A 19,980-nucleotide genomic window follows, 5' to 3' on the forward strand; every position below is an offset into this window, starting at 1 on the left:
CAGCCGAAGCTCGGAAGGGGTAGACCGGGCCGGGGCGCCGGCGGCCGGGGCTGCTACTGCCCGGCAGCGCTGCTCCTCGGAATGCGGGAGCCGCGGCCGCCGGAGGGGAGCCGGTGACGCGGCCGCCGGGCCGCCCGCCCTGGACGGCGGTTGTCCCGAGCGGCCCGGCGGACCTCACGCCGCTGGGCGCGGGTCTTCCGCCTGCCGGGCCGGTCACCAGCGGTCCCAGTGCAGGACATGTTCGCGCGGGATCCGTCGGGCGGGGCGGAAGTCGGTGCCGACGGTGTACGCGACCGGGATGAAGGCGGCCTGCATGACCTCCGTGTACGGGATGCCGAGCGCCTGCGCGAACTCCCGCTCCAGCGGCAGGTTCCCGGTCGTCCACACGGTGCCCAGGCCGCGCTCGCGGGCGGCCAGCATGAAGCTCCAGGCGGCGGGCAGGATCGATCCCCAGGTGCCGGCCTGGTGCGTGACGGAGAGGCCCTCGGTGCGTCCCTCGACGCAGGGGATGACGTAGGCGGGCACTTCGTGCAGATGCCGGTACAGGTGGTCGACGCCCGTGTACACCCGCTCCATCACGCCCGGCGCGACCTCGGCGCGGCGTACGTCCCGGGCGGGCAGCGGCTGGTGGGCCTGCGGGACGCCCAGGCTCGCCCGCCACAGGTCGGCGAGGACGGCACGGCGGGCGGGGTCGGTGACGATGACGAAGTGCCAGCGCTGCCGGTTGCGGCCGGTGGGCGCCTGGACGGCGAGGTCGACGCACTCCTCCAGGAGCGCGCGGGGCACCGGCCGGGTGAGGTCGAGCCGGTGGCGGACGGCCCGGGTGGTGGAGAGCAGGGCGTCGGAAGTGAGACCGAGGTTCATGCGTTGAGCCTCGTACACCCCGAGCGGGGCGGGAAGTCCGAGCTTCCACTGAGTGGAATCCGACGAGGAGACAGGGGCGGGGAGTTGGGCGAGAGCGTGGCGGGACGGCTGTTCTCGGTGCTGGACGCCTTCGAGGGCGGCGGCCCGGCGGCGTTGCGGCTCACCGACATCGCGGCCCGCACGGGGCTCCCGGCGCCGACGGCGCTGCGCCTGGTGCGGGAACTGGTGGCGTGGGGCGGGCTGGAGCGGGGCGCGGACGGCAGGTACCGGCTGGGGCTCCGGCTGCGGGCCCTCGGCGCGGCGGCGCCCTGCCCGCGCGGGCTCCTCGACGCGGCGCTCCCCGCGCTGCGGGCGCTGGGTGCCCGGACCGGCGGTCACGCGGATCTGGCGGTGCTCTCCACCCCGCCGGCCGACGGGGTGCTGTGCCTGGTGAGCGGGGAGCGGCCGTCGCCGCACGCGACGGCGTACGGGAAGGTGCTGCTCGCCGTCCCGCCGGCGGAGCTGCCCCGGCACACCCGCCACACGGTGGTTTCGCCGGGCGTCCTCGCCGGTCAGCTCGCCCGGATTCGGGCGGCGGGTCTCGCGGTCTGTGCCGAGGAGTTCCGGTTGGGCGAGGTGTCGGTGGCCGCCCCGGTGCGGGGCCCGGCGGGGACGGTCGCGGCGCTGGGCGTGATCGTCTCCACCGGCGTACCCCTGGACCGGGTGGTGGTGGCGGTCCGGGCGGCGGCTGCGCAGGTGCGGCCACCCGAGCAGCCACCGTCGTGAGGGTCTTCAGCCGCTTTCGCGCGCCGTCGGGGAACGGCTCTCGGCCGCGGGTCGGCTGCTGTCGCCGTGTTCGGCGGGCCTACGCGTGGTGACGACGTGACGGCCTGCCAGCGTCCCGGCCCGGGGCTTCGCGCGTTCGCGGGGACGTCGTGACGATCGGCCGATGCCGGTCGGATCCGCTGCCGTTCCTTGCGGTCCGGTATCGACGCCGATCCGATTGCTAGCACTGCTAGACATCCAAGCGTCGACACCTCTAGCATTGAACCAGCAGCTAGCGGCGCTAGATGATGCTGTGCCCGAGCCTTGGGAGGAAACGTGCAGAACGTACTCGCTGTCGTCACCGTTGTGGTCGTCGGCCTGTTGGTGGGCGTGGAGTTCGCGGTGGCCGTCTTCGTCAACCCGATCGTCGACGGACTACCGCACAATGGCGGCCTCGCTGCCCGCAGTGCGGGAGCCCGGTTGCTCGGGCGGGTGATGCCGTTCTGGTACATCGGGTCGGTGGTGTTGGGTGTGGCGTGGTCCGCGGTGACCTGGAGGGACGGCGGGGCGGGGCTGGTGGCCACGGCCGCTGGGTTGCTCGTCCTCAGCGTGGTGATGTCGGTGGCCCTGCTCGTTCCGATCAACTCCCGGGCGGCGCACTGGACTCCGGAGAACGCCCCGGCGGACTGGCGGGAGCAGCTCGGCAGCTGGGACCGCCTCCACTATCTGCGCGTGGCCGTCATCGTGACCGCGTTCGTCCTGCTGGTCGTCGCCCTCGTGTGAGGCGCCGACAGTCCACTCGGGGCAGCGGTCGGCCTGGGCCGTGCAGGAGCCGGCTTGTTTGCGGGAACGCCTCCCGCTGACCGCCGCTCCGTCGAGGAAGGCTCTGGTGGGGGCGGCCCCGGCCCTCCCAGCAGGTCCCTCCCCGTAGGCGCAGCGACCCCTCGACGCCACCGCCCCGACCACCACCCACGAAGCCAGGGACCGAAGGGAAACAGAGGGAAGGCCCCGGGTGACGCGCAATGTCTGCCGCTCAGCGGTCGGGCCCCCACCCTGTGCATACCGCATACCAACGGCGTACCGCAGGGATGACAACTTGCCACCACCGACAACACGACGAAAGCCTCGGAAGCCGTTGTCGAACCGATGGTGACGGGTGTGTTTCCGCTGGTCAGGCACAATTCCGGTGCCTCGGTGGCTGGCCGGGTACCGTGACGGCCTCGCCCGGCCCGGCGACGACCGCAGCCCGTGCCTCCCCTCGGCGTCCAGGCCACTTGGCGACGGGGACCGCGTCGGCCCGCCTCTCTGACCGCCGGAGCAGCGCGAACCCCTACCGGCGCGGCCCGAACCGTCATCCCAGGGCGACGCCTCCGCCGACGAGCGCCCGCACGCCCGTAGGCACCGTGCGCCGCCGCCCCGCCACACGACACTGTCCCCGCCGCACGACACTGTCCCTGCCGGGGGCAGAGGAAGGACGATGCCCCATGGGGGAGGTCGACGAGGGCCTGGAGCGTGTCGAGCGCACCCCGACTGATCCCGGTGCACCTGAACACCCGGGTCAGGTTCCTGTAGGAGAAGGTCGCCAGGAGCGACACCAAGCGCCTCACCGAAGCCGCCGAAGCGTCAGGTGCGCACCGCGCAGCTCTGCGACACACGAGGTTGCTCATGACCTCGCTACCTCGAAGTGATCGGATCGGGGTATCTAATTACTGTTTGTCATGTTTTGTCCATCAGGTGTCCTGTCATGCTGGTGACTTGTCGCTCGGGGGGTGCGGGGCGCTTTGTTGTGAGGAGAGGTGAACCCGCAGATGAGTGCTCGTACTCGTGGACAGGGTGACCTGCCGTGGTATCGGATCAGCCGTCAGTGGCCCGTGGCCGTGTTCGACAGAGCCCTGGACGGTGGGACGACCCCGGTTCCCACCGTCGTCGTGCCCGCTCGGGTTGAACCGGGTGGACAACGTGGGGAGCGCGGTGTGGGGGCGGCATCGCTGGGGTGCGCGCTGCTGTCCGGTATGGCGCTGCTGGCGGCCACGGCTCCACCGGTGGCCGCCGCGCCGGTGGAGGCCGTGCCAGTGCAGGCGCAGCGGGCTGATCCGTCGCAGACCTTCACCTTCACCGGCGCCCCGCAGACCTTGACGGTTCCGGCGGCGGCGGTGGTGACGATCACCGCGGACGGCGCGGGCGGCGCCGACAATACCGGTACCCCCTGTTTGGTCACAGGGGCCGGTGGGGCAGGGGCGCGGGTGGTGACCACCCTGCCGCAAGCCACCGCCCCCACCACCTTCACCATCAACGTCGGCGGCACCGGCGGCACCGGTTGCAACGGCACCGGGACGCCGGGTGCCGGCGGGTACAACGGCGGCGCCCCGGGGGGAGGTTTTCCGGCCAGTGGCTTCCATTTCGAAGGTCCGGGTGGGGGCGGGGCCTCCAGCATCAGCGCGGGCGGCTCCCTGCTGGTGGTCGCCGGGGGCGGCGGCGCCGCCGGCGGCACCGGAGCGGGCTCCGCGGGGGGCAACGGAGGCAACGGCGGGACAACGCCGGATGCCACCGGCGGTACCGCCGGAACCGCCACCGGCCCCGGGGCTTCGCCGGGGCAGGGCGGGGGCGGCGGCAGCACCAGTTCCAGTACGGGGGGTGCTGGCGGGGCCGCGGGCACCGTTCCCTTCTGCGCGGTCACGAACGGCGGGTCGGGGAGCGGGTTCTCCGGTGCCACGGTCGGTACCGGTGGCGCCGGGGGCAGCTTCGACGGCGGCTGCGCCGCCACTGCCGTCAGTACCGGTGGTGGCGGTGGGGGCGGGTACTTCGCCGGTGGGGGTGGCGGCAGCGGCGCCGTCAACAACACGGGCACCGCGGCGGGTGGGGGCGGGGGTGGTGGGGGCAGCAGCTTCGCCACCCCCATGGGTACCGGCACGAGCTACGCGCTGTCGACACTCGGGACGGCGAACCACGAGGGCCAGGTGACCATCTCCTACGCGCTCCCGTCCTTGACCATCACCAAGACCCACACCACGCACTACACACAGGGGCGGGACGGCACCTACACCATCACCGTGGGCAACGCCGTCGGGGCCGCCCCGACCGACGGCACCACGGTCACCGTGTACGACACCCTGCCCGCCGGGCTCAGCGCCGACAGCATCAGTGGCACGGGATGGAACTGCACCCTGGACATCCTCACCTGCACCCGTAGCGACGTCCTCCCCGCCGGGAGCGACTACCCTCCCATCACCCTGAAGGTCGACGTCTCCTGCGAGGCCCACGCCGAGGTGACGAACCGCGCCACCGCCCTCGGAGGCGGCGACACCGCCAGCCACACCGCCACCGACCTCACCAAGATCAAGCGCCACGAGCACGACGAGCGCTGCGAGCGCCACGACGATTGGTAACCCAACCGACCTGCGCCAACGGCGGGGCACGTCCATGAGGACGTGCCCCGCGTCCACGACGATGTGCCGCTTGCGGGTGTGTCCTGAACGCGAAAAGGAGTTGGTGGTAGCGAACTTCAAAGAGCGGTGCTGTGCGAGAGGTGAAGGTTCGGCCCTTCGGAGCCGCCCCGCGGGGGGCCTTCAAATCCCTTGCGCTGTGTTGGCTGAAGACCGTCGTCGTGAGCGATAAGGAGAAGGCGTCGTAAGAGGCGTGAGGTGGGGATCGGAAAGACGAACGTAAGTGAATCGCTGCTGACGTGTCGAAACGGCAATAGACGACATCGAAACCGGGGAGTACGCATGTACCCGGGACGAGCCCGGAGGGTGCCCGTCTACTGGCCAGGCGGCGTCCGGTATGGAGGCGACGTGAGTCCGGTCTGCTGCTCTCACAGGGAACAGGAGAAGGCAGGTCCCGACGCTGATGAGGATCTGCGGAATTCCCCAGCCGTGCTCTTCATTCCCCGCGTAGTTGATCTGGTCAATGGTGTGGGGAGGGTGGGGATCGGGGAGCGAGATGCGTAGGCTCTGGCCGTGATCACTGCGGAGAAGGCCCGGGAGATACTTGATGCTCACCTGGCCGTGATGAAGGCGTATCCCGATGACGGTGACACTGCTGTGATGATCAGCGTGACGGAACACCGGTTCGGCTGGGAGTTCCGATACCAGAGCTCGAAGTGGGCCAGGACTCGTGACTCTCGGGACATGTGGGTGGGAACCGGCCCGATCGTTGTGGACCGGCGTGACGGCAGGCTCCTGGAGCTCGGAGGCCGGCAGTTCGGGGACATGGTCGCGGTCTATCAGCAGCGGTATGACAGGGAGATGCGCGCTGACGAAGGCGGTCTCGGTGGACTTGGCCCCCGATAGGTTGATCACGGAGGACTGGAGAAGGGCCGGGCCCGCCGACCGAAGGTCGGCGGGCCCGGGGGTAGTCGGCGGGTCAGATGGCGGGAGTGTGGTTGATGCTGTCGGTGGTCGTCCTTATCGTCAGGGGACTCTCCGTAGCGCTGGTAGGTCCGCGCTGCGGGGGTGGATGACGGGGCGGGCGGCCTCTGGGGTGGCCAGCAGGGCGACGATGGTGATGGGCTGGTCGCAGGGCGGGCAGTTGCGGGTCGCGGCCGGCTCCAATGGGTCCCGCTTCTGGGGTGGCTGACGCTGCGTGGACCTGGGCGGCGACATCTCGGTGCGTGTGGAAGTTTCCGGGCGGGTTCGGGAGCTCTCGCCCAGGCGAGCGGCGCGTTGCTGGTCGCGTTGCAGTTCTCGTCGCAGTTCGGCGTCCTTGCGGCAGCGCGGCGAGCAGTAGACCTGGCGGATGCTCGGGTGGCAGGTGAAGTCGTCGCGGCATTCGGGGCAGTTCTTGACGGTCAGGACGATCTCGGGACGTCCAGCCACAATGACGCTTTCGCCGCCGTCGCCCCAGGCCGGCGGCGCGATCCACACCTTCGCCTCCGGCGCGAAGTGCCGCAGCCCCTGATGGATCTCCAGGCCACCTTCGCCGTGGCTGGTCTCCTGAGCGACATTGGCCACGAGGCATATGCCCAGCGGCTGCGGCTCCGGTCCAGTTGCATCCGTCATGACCGCCATGATCGCTTAGTCCGGGCGTTGTGGAGTGTCCTTTTCCTGTGCGTCGGCTCTTGGAACTGTCGGGTAGCCGGGTGGATCTGGTCCCCCACCATCTCGAAGGCCACCGCGCGGTAGCCACCAGAATCGACAGACTCGCCGTCCGCCACGAAGCGACGGTGCTGGTAGCAGCCATCAACGAGTGGATGTGACCAGCACTTTCGAAACATGTCCTAGCTTGATCTTTAACCTGTGCGGTGAGGGCTGCTGACCTCAGACTTCATCCTCGCTGACGGCTTCGCGGAACCCGTCGTTCCTGCCGTGTGGACGTCGTGGCGAGGGGTTGGCTGGGAGTTCTGCGGCCAGGCGGTCGACCTGAGCCCGGTCGGGAGGGTTTCGGTGCACCGGCGAGTACACGGACCCGACGGACAACCTCCTGAACCCAAGGGCCCGCCGCTACACCACCACCGGGCGATTCACCACCCGTGACCCCATCCAGCTCCGGCCGGAAAGCCCCTACGCCGCCGACTACGTCTACGCGGACAACGGGCAGACCTCCCTGACTGACCCCAGTGGCAACTGCAGCATTACCACCTGGTTCACGAGCCTCCTTCCCCACGACCCGCTCAACCCCGATGCGTGCGACGTCGAGGACAACAAGCGACTCACAGGCGCAAGCCCCGCATCGGGGGCCGCAGTACTCGCGATCAAGAACTCGGGACCGAAAAGGCAGGCGCCGCCGCCGGACAGTTCACTGCTGGTCAGACCGACGGCGTTTTGTTCGGCCTCCCCTCGACCTTCGACCGAACTTCCCCGGCAACGCCTGCAACACCGCCTTCGCTGGCGGTGGTCTCACCAGCATCATCGCCCCCGGAGGCGGTGGGGCAGCCGAAGGTGCGGCTGCAGCAGGACGCATAGCCGTGATCGGATCCCGCGTCGACACTCTGGCGGTGCTCAACTGGCGGGCCCTGGGCTACGACATCCTCCACATCGATCCCTGGAGGATCGATCTCAATGGCGAATGGGCCAGGAAGATCATTTGCAGACCGCGCCACCGTATACGTCGGATCTCCCTTCGTATTTGAGAACATCTGGAATGCCGGCCAAGACCGGGAGCGCGTTCTCGTTCGAGAGCTGCGAATGCTTACTGAGGCTGGATACACTTGGGACGGCTACTGCCTTCGCTCCCCGCTGAAATGAGCAGCATGCAGCTGACAAAGGCACAGGAACGATCCCTTGACGTGCGCAGGGCCCGCGGGTATGGGCCGAGCCCGATGCCCAACGACCGGGATCGGGTCATCCAGGAGCTCATGCGGGCCGTCTCCGGTCCTGGTTCGCTGGCGGAGGTTCTTCGCGTCATCCACCCCCGGTCCTCCGACGTCCTCGCGGCCTTCGCGTCGCGTATGGCAACCCTCGCGGTGCGTACCGGCGATGCGGGTACCGCCCGTGACGGCCTGGCAGTGGTCCAACTCGCCATGGCAACCACACAGGACTTCCGCGAGGTCGTCCCCGCAAGGACGCTCCTGTACAGGGCGCTCGAGGTTGTCGGGGCAGATCCCGACTTCGAGTTCCGAAAAGCCCACCAAGCGCTTCCCGTTCCCATGGAGGAGGCTCTCGTCAAATTTGCAGACAGGGATCCACAGGACCGTTCGCTTCAAGCCATGCTGTACCACGAGGAAGGCGAAGGCGGGAATTTCAGATTCGTCTGTGATTGGTAACGTCCGACACACTGACTGCACACGTTCACCGGGGTCTTGACCTGGCCTTGGCCCGGAGGACTTCGCTGTTCTGGCGGAATGGGTGGAGAGTCTGGACCGCTGACCACGCCGGCTGCCTGCCCGCTCGACGCCGGAGCGGTGACCCGATCGAGGCGGGTCACGTTCCTGGGGCGATGCGGTGAAGCATCCCCCAGGATGCCTCGGCCTACCCGGCGGAGGCGGCCGCATTGTCCGGGCTCGTCTGCTCCGGCCCTCAGGCGCGGTGTCTCCGGCCATGAGCCCGGCCCTATGGCACGCGTTCGACTGACAAGCCGATCCGTCGCCGTTCGAGGTCGACGGCAAGGATCCGCACGGAGATCTCCTGGCCTTCGCGGACAGCTTGTTCTTGGCCGGGGAGGTTCACGGGGTGGTGGGTACGACCTCGGTGGGTGCGCGGTCCCGGGCTTCCTCGAGCAGCCGTTCGATGTGTGCGGTGCGGGCCAGTTCGGGGCAGAGTCGGTGGGCGCGGTGGAGGGCGTCCCGGGCCTCGTCGAACTGTCCGGCGTGGGTGAGTGCGGCGGCGAGCGTGCATGCCGCGTCGGCCCGCCAGAGGCGTTCGGGGTGTCGGTTCTGCTGGCGTCTGGCGGTGGTGACGGCGTCGCCGGTCCGGTTCTCGAAGCGTGCGAGGTCGGCGCGGGCGGGGACCACGAGGTCCACCTTGGCCTTGGGGGCGTCGATCGCGTCCATCGCGGTGATCAGGCGGGGCAGGTAGCTCGCGCGCGGGAGCGTTCCAGCGTCCGCTGCGCCCGCGATTGCGCTGCTGACCAGCAGGGTCTCGCTGTAGTGTCCGTCGAACGTGCCCTGTGCGGCGGCCGCGCGGCCCCACTGCTCCGCCTCGGCGTAGCGGCCCTCGGCGAGGGCGAGCAGTCCGCGGTCCAGATCCGGCCGGTCCTGCTCGGTCAGTTCCGGTACGGCGGCGCGCAGGTCCGCGACGCGGCCCAGGAGGACGGCGGTTGTGGCCCGGATGTTGGCGGGGGAGCTGAGGGGGAGCGACGACGGCTTGAAGGGGACGGCGAGGAGGATTCGGCCGGTGCCCAGGGGGCCGCGCAGGGTGGATGCCACCCGTACGAGTGTCGCGCCGATCACGGCCGCGCCCACGGGCCAGGCACTCGTGCCCAGTAGCCAGGCCCCGGTCGCGAGTTGGAGGGCGACCGACAGGGCGGTGCCGAGCCAGACGCGCAGCCTGGCCAGCGGGGCCCGGCGCGTGAACCAGGTGACGTACAGCGGTCCCGGGATCTTCCTCAACTGGACGAGGGTCTCTGCGATCACGACTTCGGCCAGGATTTGGCCGCGCCCGAGACTGACGTAGGCGATCTTCTTGCACTGCAGGCGGGCGGTGACCAGGACCCATGCCTGGGTGGCCAGCGCGGACAGCAGCAGGCCCGCCAGGGCGAGGAGCTTGACCCGCAGGGTGGTGGGCCTGTCGTCGGCGAACAGGGCGGTCACCGACAGGGCGGCGAGCGCGGACCAGAGGACGTTCTTCACGGTGACAGCCTCCGGCACGCGGCGGCCGCTGTGAAGATCACGTGACCCACCTGTGATCAGGATTTCCGCAGGTCCGAGCGCCGAGAGCGGAGCCGGCCGACCCGGGATCCGTCGATACGGGGCAGGAGGCTCCCGTGAAGACTCCCAATAGGAGATGGTCACCCGGGCGTCGTGGTTCGCCGTCCCAAGTCTTGAATGCGCATAGCTCGTGCCGGTGCCCGTCAGGGTGGCGAAGGTGCTGCCCCGCCACCTCCGCCCCCACCCGCCGCGGTGCCCGTGCTGTTGACGGCGCCGCTGCCGCCACCCCCACCGGCGAAGCATCCGCCCCCATCGCCGTCGAAGCTGCCCCCGGCGCCACCGGTACCGACCGTGGCACCGGAGAAGCCGCTCCCCGACCCGCCGTTCGTGACCGCGCAGAAGGGAACGGTGCCCGCGGCCCCGCCAGCACCCCCCCGTACTGGCACTGGTGCTGCCGCCGGGATCGAACCCCTCGTCAACCGGGCACGGGGCGAGCAGTGGCGGCGACTTGTCGCCCAGGCCTGGACGAGCGGACAAGCCCCCTGCTGGAGCACCTCGACGACTACCACGACCAGGTCAAGGCGGTTCTCGACGACCGCGAGCTGCAGGAAACGGCCGACCTCCTCATGCAGGCTCGACGCCACAGCCACGAAGCGACAGTCCTTGCCCTCAACTTCGCGCCGAAGGACCTTCCCAGCATCGTGTCCACGCGGTGAGCAGGGCCTTGGAGGAGCAGGGCGTCGCCGGGCTGGCGATCGCGACCCAGTCCCGTGTCCTGCAGTCCGTACTCTTCGGAGGGTGGGACGGCGACGACGAACCAGCAGCGGGCATCGGGGACCTCGCCCGCACGGTCACCGCGGCCGTCGCCCTCAGCCGCCGCCCGGAGTGGCGGCGTGGATGGTTCCGGTCCCCGCGTCCAACCGCTGTCGCCGTCCGTCCTGCCGTGGTGCTCCCCGTTGCTCGTCGGGGGCGGGGAGCCGGTCCGCCGGGTCGGGTGCGTCCCGCTTGCAGGGGGCCGTCGGCCACCGGGTGTCGCCGGTTGGGCCGGGGCGAGGGGCGGCCACGGCGGTGGGCCCCTGTGTGTCCCGGGCGCGACAGCACGGCGCGACAGGCCTCTTCTGCGGCGCCCTGCGGCCCGGGCCGACTGGGACCGGTCGGTCTCGTCGGTCGTCTGAGGCTCCTGTCGACGGGTGTGCGATAGGTTGCCTTTCATGACTGAGCTTGGACCCGTGGCTTGGCCACCTGAGCCGATCAGGACCGGGAGGCTCGTGCTCCGTGAGCCCGAGACAAGGGACCGTGCGGCGTTCATCGAGCTGCTCGCCTCGCCAGAGGTGCACACCTACCTCGGCGGCCCCCGGCCGCGTGACGAGCTTGAGCGCGAGATGCCCGGGGCGCCCGAGCGGTGGCCCGGGAGCTTCGTCGTTGATCTCGACGGGTCCATGATCGGCCAGATCCTGCTCAGGAGAGCAACGGGGCACCGTCGCCCGGTTGCCGCGGGGAAGGCTGATCTGGGCTACCTGTTCCTGCCGCGGGCATGGGGATTCGGGTACGCCGCCGAGGCGTGCGCGGCGGCGCTCGGCTGGCTCGCCGGCGCGCTTCCCGGCGAACCGGTGGTGCTCACCACCCAGACCGCCAACGTCGGCTCGATGCGGCTCGCCGCGAAGCTGGGGTTCACCGAGGTGGAGCGGTTCGAGGCCTGGGGTGCCGAACAGTGGCTCGGCATGTGGTCCCCGGTCACGCCGTCCGGTTGAACGCGTGCTCGACAGCGCGGATCCACGAGGCCACCGATCGATCGTCGGCCTCGGCATGCCGCTTGCGCCGGTGCTTCCCAACCTCGCCGTCACAAACCGGCGCTGTTCCCAGCTTCGGTGACAACCGTCCCGACTTCGCTGTCACAGGCCACCCCCGGAGGACGTCCCAGGCAGACTTGGACGGGCCTCTGCGGCACGGTGCGGGCGCCCGTGGCCGGTCCCGACCGGTCCCGGCCTTGGGCAGCCGCCACCGGTGCCGTGGCCGGCCTGTCGGTCCGCTGTCCAGGCCGCCCGTTCCCGGGGCCGGGGTGGCCGCGCCCCGGTGGCCGGTGGGGCTGTCCCTGCCCTGTCCCAGGCACCAGTACCGCGGCGCCGTACGGCAGCGGGTGGTGGAAGACCTCGATGAGTACCACCAGTCCGCCGTGCCGGGCGGCTTGAGCCGCGGCGTAGGTCAGTGCGATGAGCGGCATCGCCGGCGTGAGCAGTCCGAGCGCGATCGTCCGTCGCTTGCGCCGCGACCAGCGGGGCCGGCCCGGGGGTATGCGTACCTGCGGAGGCTGTGGGCCTTGGAGGGTGGGGTGGCGCCGTGGGTTGCGGGGGAGGGGGTGAACGCCAAGCTAAGCGACTCTCATCGTCCACAGCTCTTGACGATGACTCGCCGCGATGGCCGGGTACGTGCACGCGCTGGCGCCGGCCAAGGAGGAGGGGACCAGCGGGCGGGGGATGTCGTTCGCCGGCGGCGGTGGCCGGGGTGCAGTGGCTCGCGCAAGTAGCTGGTCCGGGTCGGTGGAGGCCGACGCCGTGGTGGAGGGTGGGGATGCCGTCGTGACCGGACCAGCGCAGGCTGGTCGCGCCGCTACGACTACCTGCGTCTGTGCTACGACTCGGCCGGCGCCCGCTCGGAGCGTGCCCTCGGAGATGAGCGCCCACCTCGCCGCCGCCGACTTCTCCCGGTAGCCCCTGGCGGTGCTCGGCGCTCCCGGCCGGCGGTGAGGGGCCCGGGGGCCGGCCGTTCGGGCCGGCCCCCGGGGTGGGGCGGGGACCGTCACGCGGCAAGGTGCTCCAGCGTGAACAGGGTCGCCCGGGTGGAGTACTGGGCCACGGGCGAACCCGCGGCGCCGGCCGGGTCGGCGACGGTGGCGAAGCTCCCGCTGTGCGCGACCTGGAGCAGCACCTCGCTGGAGCCGGGCGAGGGGTGGACCAGCCTGAAGAGCTGGTTGAGGTAGATCCACCCCGAGCAGTCGAACACGTTGAAGTTGGCGGCGTCGGTCAGCCCCTCGCTCGCGTCGTTCGGGTTCTGCTTCCAGATGCCCAGGCAGGTGTTCTCGTTCTGCCTGCTGCGGAAGATGAAGATCTGGTTGTCGGCGTTGTAGTGGCACAGCTTCCACTGCTGGTGGTAGTCACCGGTGTCGGAGCTCTGGACGGCCCGCCCCCAGGGGCTGGCCTGGTTCCTCCCCACGAGCTGTCCGAAGGGCGTCTTGATCCGGTAGTAGCTGTCGTCGCAGATGTAGCCGTGCCACTCGCTCGACGCCAGCCCCTGGGGCGCGGCCGACGCGGGGCCGGCGAGCAGGGTGAGGCCGGTCAGTGAGGCGAGGGCGGCGGCGCCGAGGGCGCGAAGCGCCGTGCCCCGGCGGGTGGTGGTGTGGCGCAGCGAGTTGGTCACGGGTTCCTCCGTCGTCAGGTCGGTGGGCACGGTCAGCAGCTGCTGATGAGGAGTTGGGCGGCCCGGCGCACGGTGCCGGCCGGCTGGGCGGGGGCGCAGCCGACCGAGCCGCCTCCAGGCCATCACGCTCAAGGGCGAGCTGGCCGAGCGACTGATCGGCCGCAGCGACCACGGGGCGCGCGCAGGTCCGGGAGATCACCGAACTGGCCCGCACCGCGCTCCAGGAGTCCCGGGCCGTGGTCCACGGCTACCGGCGCGCCAGCCTGAGTACCGAACTGGCCAACGCCGCGGGAATCCTGGAGGCCGCCGGGATCCGCACCGCCATCGACGGCGACGCCGCACGCATCCCCCACCAACTCCAGCCGGCCTTCGCCGCCCTGGTCCGCGAGGGCGTCACCAACATCCTCCGCCACAGCCGTGCCAGCCACTGCCGGATCACCATCACCGCCGCCGCAGGTCAGGCCCGCGTCCTGCTGCGCAACGACGGCGCCCCGTCGCGCCCCGCAGACCCCGGCAGCGGCCTGGCCGGACTGCAGGAACGCTTCCATGCCATCGGCGGGTACGTCCGCATCGCCACCCAGCCCGGCGGCCACTTCGAACTGGCCGGCCACACCCACCGGGAGACCCCCGCGTGATCCGCATCCTGCTCGCCGACGACGAGGACCTCACCCGCGGCGCCCTCGCCGCACTCCTCGACCTCGAACCCGACCTGGCCGTCATCGCCCAGGCCGCTGACGGCCCTGCGGCAGTCCAGGCCGCCGCCCACCACCCGATCGACATCGCCCTGTTGGACCTGGAGATGCCCCACCTCGACGGCATCGCCGCCGCCCAGGCCATCCACCGCCACCGCCCCGTTCCCACCGTCCTCGTCACCCGCCATGCCCGGCCCGGCGTCCCTGCGCCGTGCCCTGGTCACAGGCATCCGGGGCTTCGTTCCCAAAACCACCCCTGCCACCCAACTCGCCGCCATCCTGCGCGACATCCACACCGGCGGCCGCTACATCGACCACCGGCTCGCCACCCACGCCCTCACCGAAACCCCCTGTCCGCTGACCTCCCGCGAACTCGACGTCCTGCGCGCCGTCCACCACGGCCACGCCCTCAGCGCTTTCGCCGAACAGCACCATCTCGCTCCCGGTACCGTCCGCAACTACCTCTCCGGTGCCATCACCAAACTCGCCGTCCGCACCCGCCACGAAGCGGCCCGCCGCGCCTGGCAAGAAGGGTGGATCTGAGGACCGGGCAGCGGCAGTTCCTCTGGCCGGTTCCCCAGTACTGGACCAGCCAGAACCCGTGTCCTGCGGAGGTCCTTTCAGCTCAGCTCGACCGAATCCCCGGGCGCGTCCAACTCGGCGGGCTCCCGGGATTCCCCCGGCTGCTGCGGTCCGACGGGTATCCCGATCGGCTCGGTCAACGGGAGGCCGGTGGCGTCGAGTTCCGCGTAGCGGGCGGTGGCACCGAGCCTGGTGGCCGGCGGGTACTGGCTGGTGTGGTAAAAGCGCGACCGGAACGGGAGTATGGCCTGAACGTTCACCATGGTGCCGTCGGCCCGGAGCGGGAGCAGTTGCTGGCGTTCCATCCACAGGGCGGCGCTGGAGCGCGGAGGGGTCGTCAACTGCTGCGTGATCGTGACGTCTTGCATGGTCGTGACCGCGTAGCGGCTCTCGTAGCCGAGTTCGAGCGAGGCGCTGAGGCTGATCTCCCAGGAGGCCGACACGCCGATCCCGAACGGCTTCGCGCTGGCCTCGACACCGTAGGAGAAGCCCACGCTGATCCCGGTGGTGCGGTTGAACGCCTCGCTGCTCTCGGTGGAGACGCCGATCTGCACCTGTTCGCTGGCGGGCTGTTCGATCGATCCCTGGGAATTGTTCCGGTAGAGGATCAGCTCGTAGTTCCGCCTCCGCAGGATCTGGTAGAACGGGGAGTTCGCGACCTTCCACGGCTCTTCGCGCTGTGGGTCGTTGACCATGTAGTACGGCACGGTGAAGGTCCGGTCGGTCACTGTCGTGCTCTGCAGCGGTGGCTGCGTGTGCGAGGTCAGCTGCGGGACCGACGGACTGGAGCCGCGTTCGACCTGGGCGGGCAGGTCCAGGACCCAGCACACCTCGGTGGGCGCCGGCCTGCCGTCGTAGCGGTCGTGCCAGGTGAACATGCCGCCCGGCAGGAGGAGCCGTTCCTCCTCGTCGTTGTGCGCGTAGGGCGGGGGCACGATCGACCAGGCCGAGAACTGGGCCGTGGGCACGGAGCCCCCTCCGCCGAAGCCCTCGATGCGATCGCCGACCTCGGCGCGGCGGGCGTAGTTCCAGCCGTTGTGCGTCTGCTTCACGCACATCATCGCGTCGAGCGGGGGTTTGGCCCCGTTGGTGGTGGTGTTGTAGTAGTCACCCAAGGCCACGTACCCGGGCGGCGGGACTGGCCGCCACATCACGCCGACGGTGGTCGGGCCGCCACCACGCCAGAGCAGCCGGTAGTCGACCGGCGGCCGCAGCAGGTCCCCGCCGCCGACGGCCCGTGCGAGCAGCCCACCTCGCCTGCCCTGGGGATCCGCCTCCTGCCTGGTTCGGCGGGCGACGCAGCCCAGCACCGACCACCCCGATGGCGGGACGGCTTTGGCAAAACTGACCTCACCGTAGGACAGGAAGTTGCCGTTCGAGGCGGTGTGCATCGACTGCCAGTTCGTGGTGAACCCGAGCTCCAGGCCACCGTAGCGTTTCAGGATCAATTCAGCTCCCTGGTAAGATCTTTGATGATCAATCAGATATGAACTGAGCCCCTGTGCGCAGGCTATTGGGAGCGGCAGGTCGCGTATACCGGCTGTGCGAACTATGGCTCAAAGGAGCGATCGTGGCGTGGTGGTGGTTCGCCGGCCATCGGTTGAGTTGATCTCTTCGGAGAAGAGCCGATGTTCGCGTCCGCGCCCCGCTGGGCGAGCGCTCTGGCCGGGCGTCTCATCACCCCCGGCGAGCCGAGCGCCCGTCCGGCCGGGGTGGTAGGCCGAGTGCCCCGTACAGGGCCGTCAGGTGTTGGCGGGCGGCGCGGGCGTGCCGGACGGCCTGGGCGGGCTGTTCGCCGTCCAGCTCTTCGAGCCCGCGCTGTCCGGCGGTAGCCAGTTCCGGTTCGATTCCCGTCGGCAGCTCTTGGGCCTGATCGCGCAGTAGCGGGGCCTGCCCGGCGAGGCGGCGCCGGTGCGGGGCGGCTTGGCGGCAGGCCTGCCCGCAGTAGGCCGGTGCGGGCCGGCCCCGGAAGTTGTCGGTTGCCGGCCGTCCCTGCCGGGGCGGGGCTTCGCCGGGTGGTTTCGGCACCAGGCACTGGTGATGGAATCTCACTCGTGCCGCCAGTTCTCGACGACCTACCGGTCGAGCCGGGGGAGGGAACGAGGAGGATGCGCCGCAAACGCGATGCGACGACAGTCCGGCATGCCTGTTCCCGTCGCCGGCACGGCGGTAGCGTCCGTCCTATGATCGTATGGCTCAACGGCGCCCACGGCGCAGGCAAGACGACGACCAGTGCACTCGTGCAGCAACTGATCCCGGATTCAAGGGTGTTCGACGCCGAGAAGGTCGGTGAGACACTCATGGACATCACGCCGGGGCTGCCCGGGACGGACAACTTCCAGCACTGGCCGCCGTGGCGGCCGCTCGTAGTCGAGACCGCCCGTCGCGTACTCGACTACACCGGCGGCACTCTGGTGATGCCCATGACTGTCCTGATCGAGGAGTACTGGCGCGAGATCAGTACGGGCCTGGCCCAACATGAGATTCCGGTACGGCACTTCGTCCTTCACACCGACCAGGACACCCTCCGCGGGCGCATCGCGGGCGACACGGTTCTTGGCCCCAACTCCCCGTTCCGTCTCACATACCTTGAGCCCTACGCCGAGGCGGCCCGCACATGGCTACACGGTGAGGCCGAGGTCATCGACACCACCCACCTCACGCCCGCACAGGCAGCCCTGCAGATCGCAGAGGCCGTCAAGAACTGAGGCCCGCTCGCCACGCGAAACAGGCCGGCGAGGATTGGACACTGTTCTGCGGACCGCGCTCGGAGGACGCGAGCGCGGAATGCCGACGCCCTGCCGGTCACGGCGATGCCATGGGACACCCGAATGCGGAACCCACAGGCCAGTTGCACGGCTTGCTCGGCGACATCCGGGCCCGGGTCCGCCGCCGTCGGCCGGGCGGCCGGCACCCCCTCAGCTGTGCGCGCGACAGCCTGCGGCGGCCCCGACACCCGGACGGCAACGTCCCCCCAGGCCACCGGGCCTGGTCGAGGGGCGCGGTCGTGGCGATGTCCCCTGTGGAGGGGTGATTGCCGACCGGAGGACGGCAGGTGCGGATGCCGACCGGGTTCCGGCGGACTGAGCGGCCCCCTGCCCGCCGGCCGGGGCTGCGGAATCCTCGCCATGGCCGACCGTCCGACTCGGGGGAGTGCCCGTCTTCGGAGAGGTGACGTCTTCTCAGGCATGGCTCAGGCAGTTGTTCAGGATTTCTCACCTTCGGGCCCGATCTTCGGACAGGGGCCGTCTCGGCGCCGAGGGAGGGATGACGAGAGGTGTGGTGGTGACTGCGGCAGGTGGGGGTTCTCAGACGGGGAGGGCGGAGCCGGGCAGGAGGTCGGCAGGTGAGACGGCGGGGGCTCCCCGGTCGCGGGCTCACTGGTTCGGCCGGACGACCTTGCGTGGTCGGCTGGCGTCCTACGTCGCTGCGGCCGTGTCACTGGCTGTGATGGTGTGCGCGGTGACCGGCTGGTTCGTGGCGCGCGGGGAGATGACCGTACAGGTAGATCAGACGCTGGCACGCACATGGGCACCCAACGTCCACGCGCCTCCCCAGTCAGAGATCAGGGCGCTGAACGACTGGTGCCGCGGGGTCGTGACCCAACCGTGGATGGCGAGGGACACCATCCCCACCGTGATCCTGGCGGACGGAACATCCTGCCCGCCGAACGAATTCCGGTCCGTGAAGGTCGCGGACGGGGACCTGTTGGTGGCGGGCAGCGGGACGAGCGGAGCAGGCGCACATTCCTACTACCGCGACGGGCGGCTGGCCAACGGCGACGCCGTGCGTGTGTACGTGGTCAGCTACGGGCCCGTGGTGTTCAACGGCAGGCCCACCACGGCGGCCGTCGCGCTTTCCCAGCCGCTACGCCCGGTGCACGACGCGCTGTTCGGAATCGCCCTGATCACGACCTACGCGGCCGCACTGGTGATCGCGGTCTCGGCTGCCGGCGCACTGTGGCTCGCACGCAGGGCCCTGCAGCCCGTCGACCACCTCACCCGGGCGGCTGAGTCCATCGCGCGCACTCAAAACCCGGGCATCACCATCGACGTGTCCGGCAGCGACGAGATCGCCCGCCTCGGTGTCGCGTTCAACGCGATGAGCACCGCCCTCGCTCAGTCCCGCGACAGTCAGTCGCGGCTCATCGCGGACGCCGGCCACGAACTCCGTACCCCGCTGACTTCGTTGCGCACCAACATCGACCTCCTGGTCCGCAGCGAGGAGACCGGGCGGCCACTGCCGGCGGCAACGCGCGCAAAACTCTTCGCCGGCGTGAAGCCTCAGATGGTGGAACTGTCCACCCTCATCGGTGATCTGCTGGTCCTCTCCCGGCCCGCGCAGGCCGCGGGTGCCGCTCCCGCTGCCGTGCTGGGGCTGCACGACATCGTCTCCCGCGCACTTGACCGCGCGAGGTTGCGTGGCCCCTCTCTGGTGTTCAACGTCGATCTCCAGCCCTGGTACGTGCGAGCCGATGCGCACACCATGGAGCGGGCGGTCGTCAACCTCCTCGACAACGCGGTGAAGTTCAGCCCGGTCGGCGAATCCGTCGACGTCTCGCTGACCTCCGGCGTTCTCACGATTCGCGACCACGGACCGGGCATCGCGCCCGAAGACCTGCCGCACGTGTTCGACAGGTTCTGGCGAGCGCCGTCCGCCCGACAGCTACCAGGCTCCGGTCTGGGCCTGGCGATCGTCTCGCAAGCGGTGCGCGATGCCGGCGGCGAGGTGTCACTCGGCCATGCTGTCCCCGGATCCGACGGCACGACGGACGGTGCGGTGGCCACCGTAAGGCTGCCTGGTTCCCCGACACCTCCCGCCCGAACGACACCAGTGCCCCGCGACAACTGAACGCTGAGCGCGGACAGTCCGGCCACCTCTGCCCGGCGATCCTCCATCCGGCCCCGGCACCCGACCGCTCACCCCTGTACGAGAGAAGGAGGCCCACAGGAACACCATCCTCGGGACTGACTGATCCAGTCCTCCAGGCAAGTCAGCGAGCGGGTGAAGTTGGCCGGACGACCCCCCCGTACGTGTATCAGACCTGGCAGAGCACTGATCGGCCAGCTGACGGGTCGTTCGGGTGTTCCGTGCCCGGTTGCACCCGGCGCTCGGTGTCCGCCGGCCCTGTCGCCAACCCCCTCTAAACCGCCCCCGACCGCGCCGGTCTCTACAGGCCGACCACGAGGCCGTCAGCGACCTCTCCCGTCACTTCGACCCCGCCGCGCTGCCAGGTGTCCGACGGGTTGGAGCGCACCCGCAGCGCGGCCCTCACGCTGCGCGGCGACCAGGCCCCGCCCGCCAGGCCGGTGGCAGGAGTGGGGGGCCCCCGCCGGGGGGCCCCCCCGCCCCCCCGCCGCGGGGGGGGGGGGGGGGGGGTTGGCCCCCCCCCCCCCCCAATAGATCGGCGGCTGCCGCCCCCCCGGCCCGGGGCGCCCCCCG

General features: G+C 70.5%; 15 protein-coding genes and 1 pseudogene. 11 read left to right on the top strand and 5 right to left on the bottom strand.

Features of this window, described 5'->3' with window-relative positions; all coding sequences use genetic code 11:
- Positions 1-213: 213 nt before the first annotated feature.
- Positions 214-864: a nitroreductase family protein gene (locus ACIQTO_RS36435; protein WP_402397585.1), complete on the bottom strand. Its 651-nt coding sequence runs from the start codon at positions 862-864 to the stop codon at positions 214-216.
- A gap of 84 nt (positions 865-948) precedes the next feature.
- On the opposite strand from ACIQTO_RS36435, the gene ACIQTO_RS36440 reads away from it, so the two are divergent.
- The 4 genes from ACIQTO_RS36440 to ACIQTO_RS36455 all read left to right on the top strand — a co-directional run bounded on the left by ACIQTO_RS36440 (position 949) and on the right by ACIQTO_RS36455 (position 5,897).
- Positions 949-1,629 (top strand): IclR family transcriptional regulator, encoded by a 681-nt coding sequence (locus ACIQTO_RS36440; protein WP_402397588.1) that lies wholly within the window; start codon positions 949-951, stop codon positions 1,627-1,629.
- Between the two features lie 315 nt (positions 1,630-1,944).
- Positions 1,945-2,391: an anthrone oxygenase family protein gene (locus ACIQTO_RS36445; protein WP_402397591.1), complete on the top strand. Its 447-nt coding sequence runs from the start codon at positions 1,945-1,947 to the stop codon at positions 2,389-2,391.
- A 1,190-nt stretch (positions 2,392-3,581) separates the two neighbouring features.
- Entirely contained in the window at positions 3,582-4,994 is a 1,413-nt protein-coding gene (locus tag ACIQTO_RS36450) for a hypothetical protein (protein WP_402397593.1), read from the top strand.
- Positions 4,995-5,564: 570 nt separating this feature from the next.
- Entirely contained in the window at positions 5,565-5,897 is a 333-nt protein-coding gene (locus ACIQTO_RS36455) for a YrhB domain-containing protein (RefSeq protein WP_402397594.1), read from the top strand.
- Between the two features lie 120 nt (positions 5,898-6,017).
- Here the strand turns inward: ACIQTO_RS36455 and ACIQTO_RS36460 are convergent, their stop codons facing one another.
- Positions 6,018-6,605 (bottom strand): hypothetical protein, encoded by a 588-nt coding sequence (locus ACIQTO_RS36460; protein WP_402397596.1) that lies wholly within the window; start codon positions 6,603-6,605, stop codon positions 6,018-6,020.
- A 1,190-nt stretch (positions 6,606-7,795) separates the two neighbouring features.
- On the opposite strand from ACIQTO_RS36460, the gene ACIQTO_RS36465 reads away from it, so the two are divergent.
- The gene (locus tag ACIQTO_RS36465; protein ID WP_402397599.1) at positions 7,796-8,308 is read left to right on the top strand and encodes a hypothetical protein; all 513 of its coding nucleotides are present in this window, start codon (positions 7,796-7,798) and stop codon (positions 8,306-8,308) included.
- A 399-nt stretch (positions 8,309-8,707) separates the two neighbouring features.
- On the opposite strand, the gene ACIQTO_RS36470 is transcribed toward ACIQTO_RS36465, so the two are convergent.
- Entirely contained in the window at positions 8,708-9,832 is a 1,125-nt protein-coding gene (locus tag ACIQTO_RS36470) for a hypothetical protein (RefSeq protein WP_402397601.1), read from the bottom strand.
- Between the two features lie 515 nt (positions 9,833-10,347).
- Between ACIQTO_RS36470 and ACIQTO_RS36475 the strand changes: the two genes are divergently transcribed.
- Both ACIQTO_RS36475 and ACIQTO_RS36480 read left to right on the top strand, forming a co-directional pair.
- Complete coding sequence (locus ACIQTO_RS36475; RefSeq protein WP_402397604.1) at positions 10,348-10,566, top strand: hypothetical protein; 219 nt, start codon at positions 10,348-10,350, stop codon at positions 10,564-10,566.
- 495 nt (positions 10,567-11,061) lie between these two features.
- The gene (locus ACIQTO_RS36480; RefSeq protein WP_402397607.1) at positions 11,062-11,601 is read left to right on the top strand and encodes a GNAT family N-acetyltransferase; all 540 of its coding nucleotides are present in this window, start codon (positions 11,062-11,064) and stop codon (positions 11,599-11,601) included.
- Positions 11,602-12,646: 1,045 nt separating this feature from the next.
- Here the strand turns inward: ACIQTO_RS36480 and ACIQTO_RS36485 are convergent.
- The gene (locus tag ACIQTO_RS36485; RefSeq protein WP_402397609.1) at positions 12,647-13,264 is read right to left on the bottom strand and encodes an RICIN domain-containing protein; all 618 of its coding nucleotides are present in this window, start codon (positions 13,262-13,264) and stop codon (positions 12,647-12,649) included.
- 236 nt (positions 13,265-13,500) lie between these two features.
- On the opposite strand from ACIQTO_RS36485, the gene ACIQTO_RS36490 reads away from it, so the two are divergent.
- Positions 13,501-13,899, top strand: a complete 399-nt coding sequence (locus ACIQTO_RS36490; protein WP_402397611.1) for a sensor histidine kinase — start codon at positions 13,501-13,503, stop codon at positions 13,897-13,899.
- Positions 13,896-14,499, top strand: a pseudogene (locus ACIQTO_RS36495) (response regulator). Before ACIQTO_RS36490 ends, ACIQTO_RS36495 begins: the two are co-directional and overlap by 4 nt.
- A gap of 77 nt (positions 14,500-14,576) precedes the next feature.
- On the opposite strand, the gene ACIQTO_RS36500 reads toward ACIQTO_RS36495, so the two are convergent.
- Positions 14,577-15,986: a Vps62-related protein gene (locus ACIQTO_RS36500; RefSeq protein ID WP_402397614.1), complete on the bottom strand. Its 1,410-nt coding sequence runs from the start codon at positions 15,984-15,986 to the stop codon at positions 14,577-14,579.
- Positions 15,987-16,721: 735 nt separating this feature from the next.
- Between ACIQTO_RS36500 and ACIQTO_RS36505 the strand changes: the two genes are divergently transcribed.
- Complete coding sequence (locus tag ACIQTO_RS36505) at positions 16,722-17,246, top strand: ATP-binding protein (RefSeq protein ID WP_402397616.1); 525 nt, start codon at positions 16,722-16,724, stop codon at positions 17,244-17,246.
- A gap of 754 nt (positions 17,247-18,000) precedes the next feature.
- Positions 18,001-19,389, top strand: a complete 1,389-nt coding sequence (locus tag ACIQTO_RS36510) for an ATP-binding protein (protein ID WP_402397619.1) — start codon at positions 18,001-18,003, stop codon at positions 19,387-19,389.
- The last annotated feature ends 591 nt before the right edge of the window (positions 19,390-19,980 follow it).

Origin of the sequence: Kitasatospora sp. NPDC091207 (assembly GCF_044768625.1) — a bacterium.
In the GTDB taxonomy this organism is placed as follows: domain Bacteria; phylum Actinomycetota; class Actinomycetes; order Streptomycetales; family Streptomycetaceae; genus Kitasatospora.

Coding starts and splice junctions, on each gene's coding strand:
- ACIQTO_RS36435 (WP_402397585.1), bottom strand. CDS start 864: ATGAACCTCGGTCTCACTTCCGACGCCCTGCTCTCCACCACCCGGGCC.
- ACIQTO_RS36460 (WP_402397596.1), bottom strand. CDS start 6,605: ATGACGGATGCAACTGGACCGGAGCCGCAGCCGCTGGGCATATGCCTC.
- ACIQTO_RS36465 (WP_402397599.1), top strand. CDS start 7,796: ATGCAGCTGACAAAGGCACAGGAACGATCCCTTGACGTGCGCAGGGCC.
- ACIQTO_RS36480 (WP_402397607.1), top strand. CDS start 11,062: ATGACTGAGCTTGGACCCGTGGCTTGGCCACCTGAGCCGATCAGGACC.
- ACIQTO_RS36505 (WP_402397616.1), top strand. CDS start 16,722: ATGATCGTATGGCTCAACGGCGCCCACGGCGCAGGCAAGACGACGACC.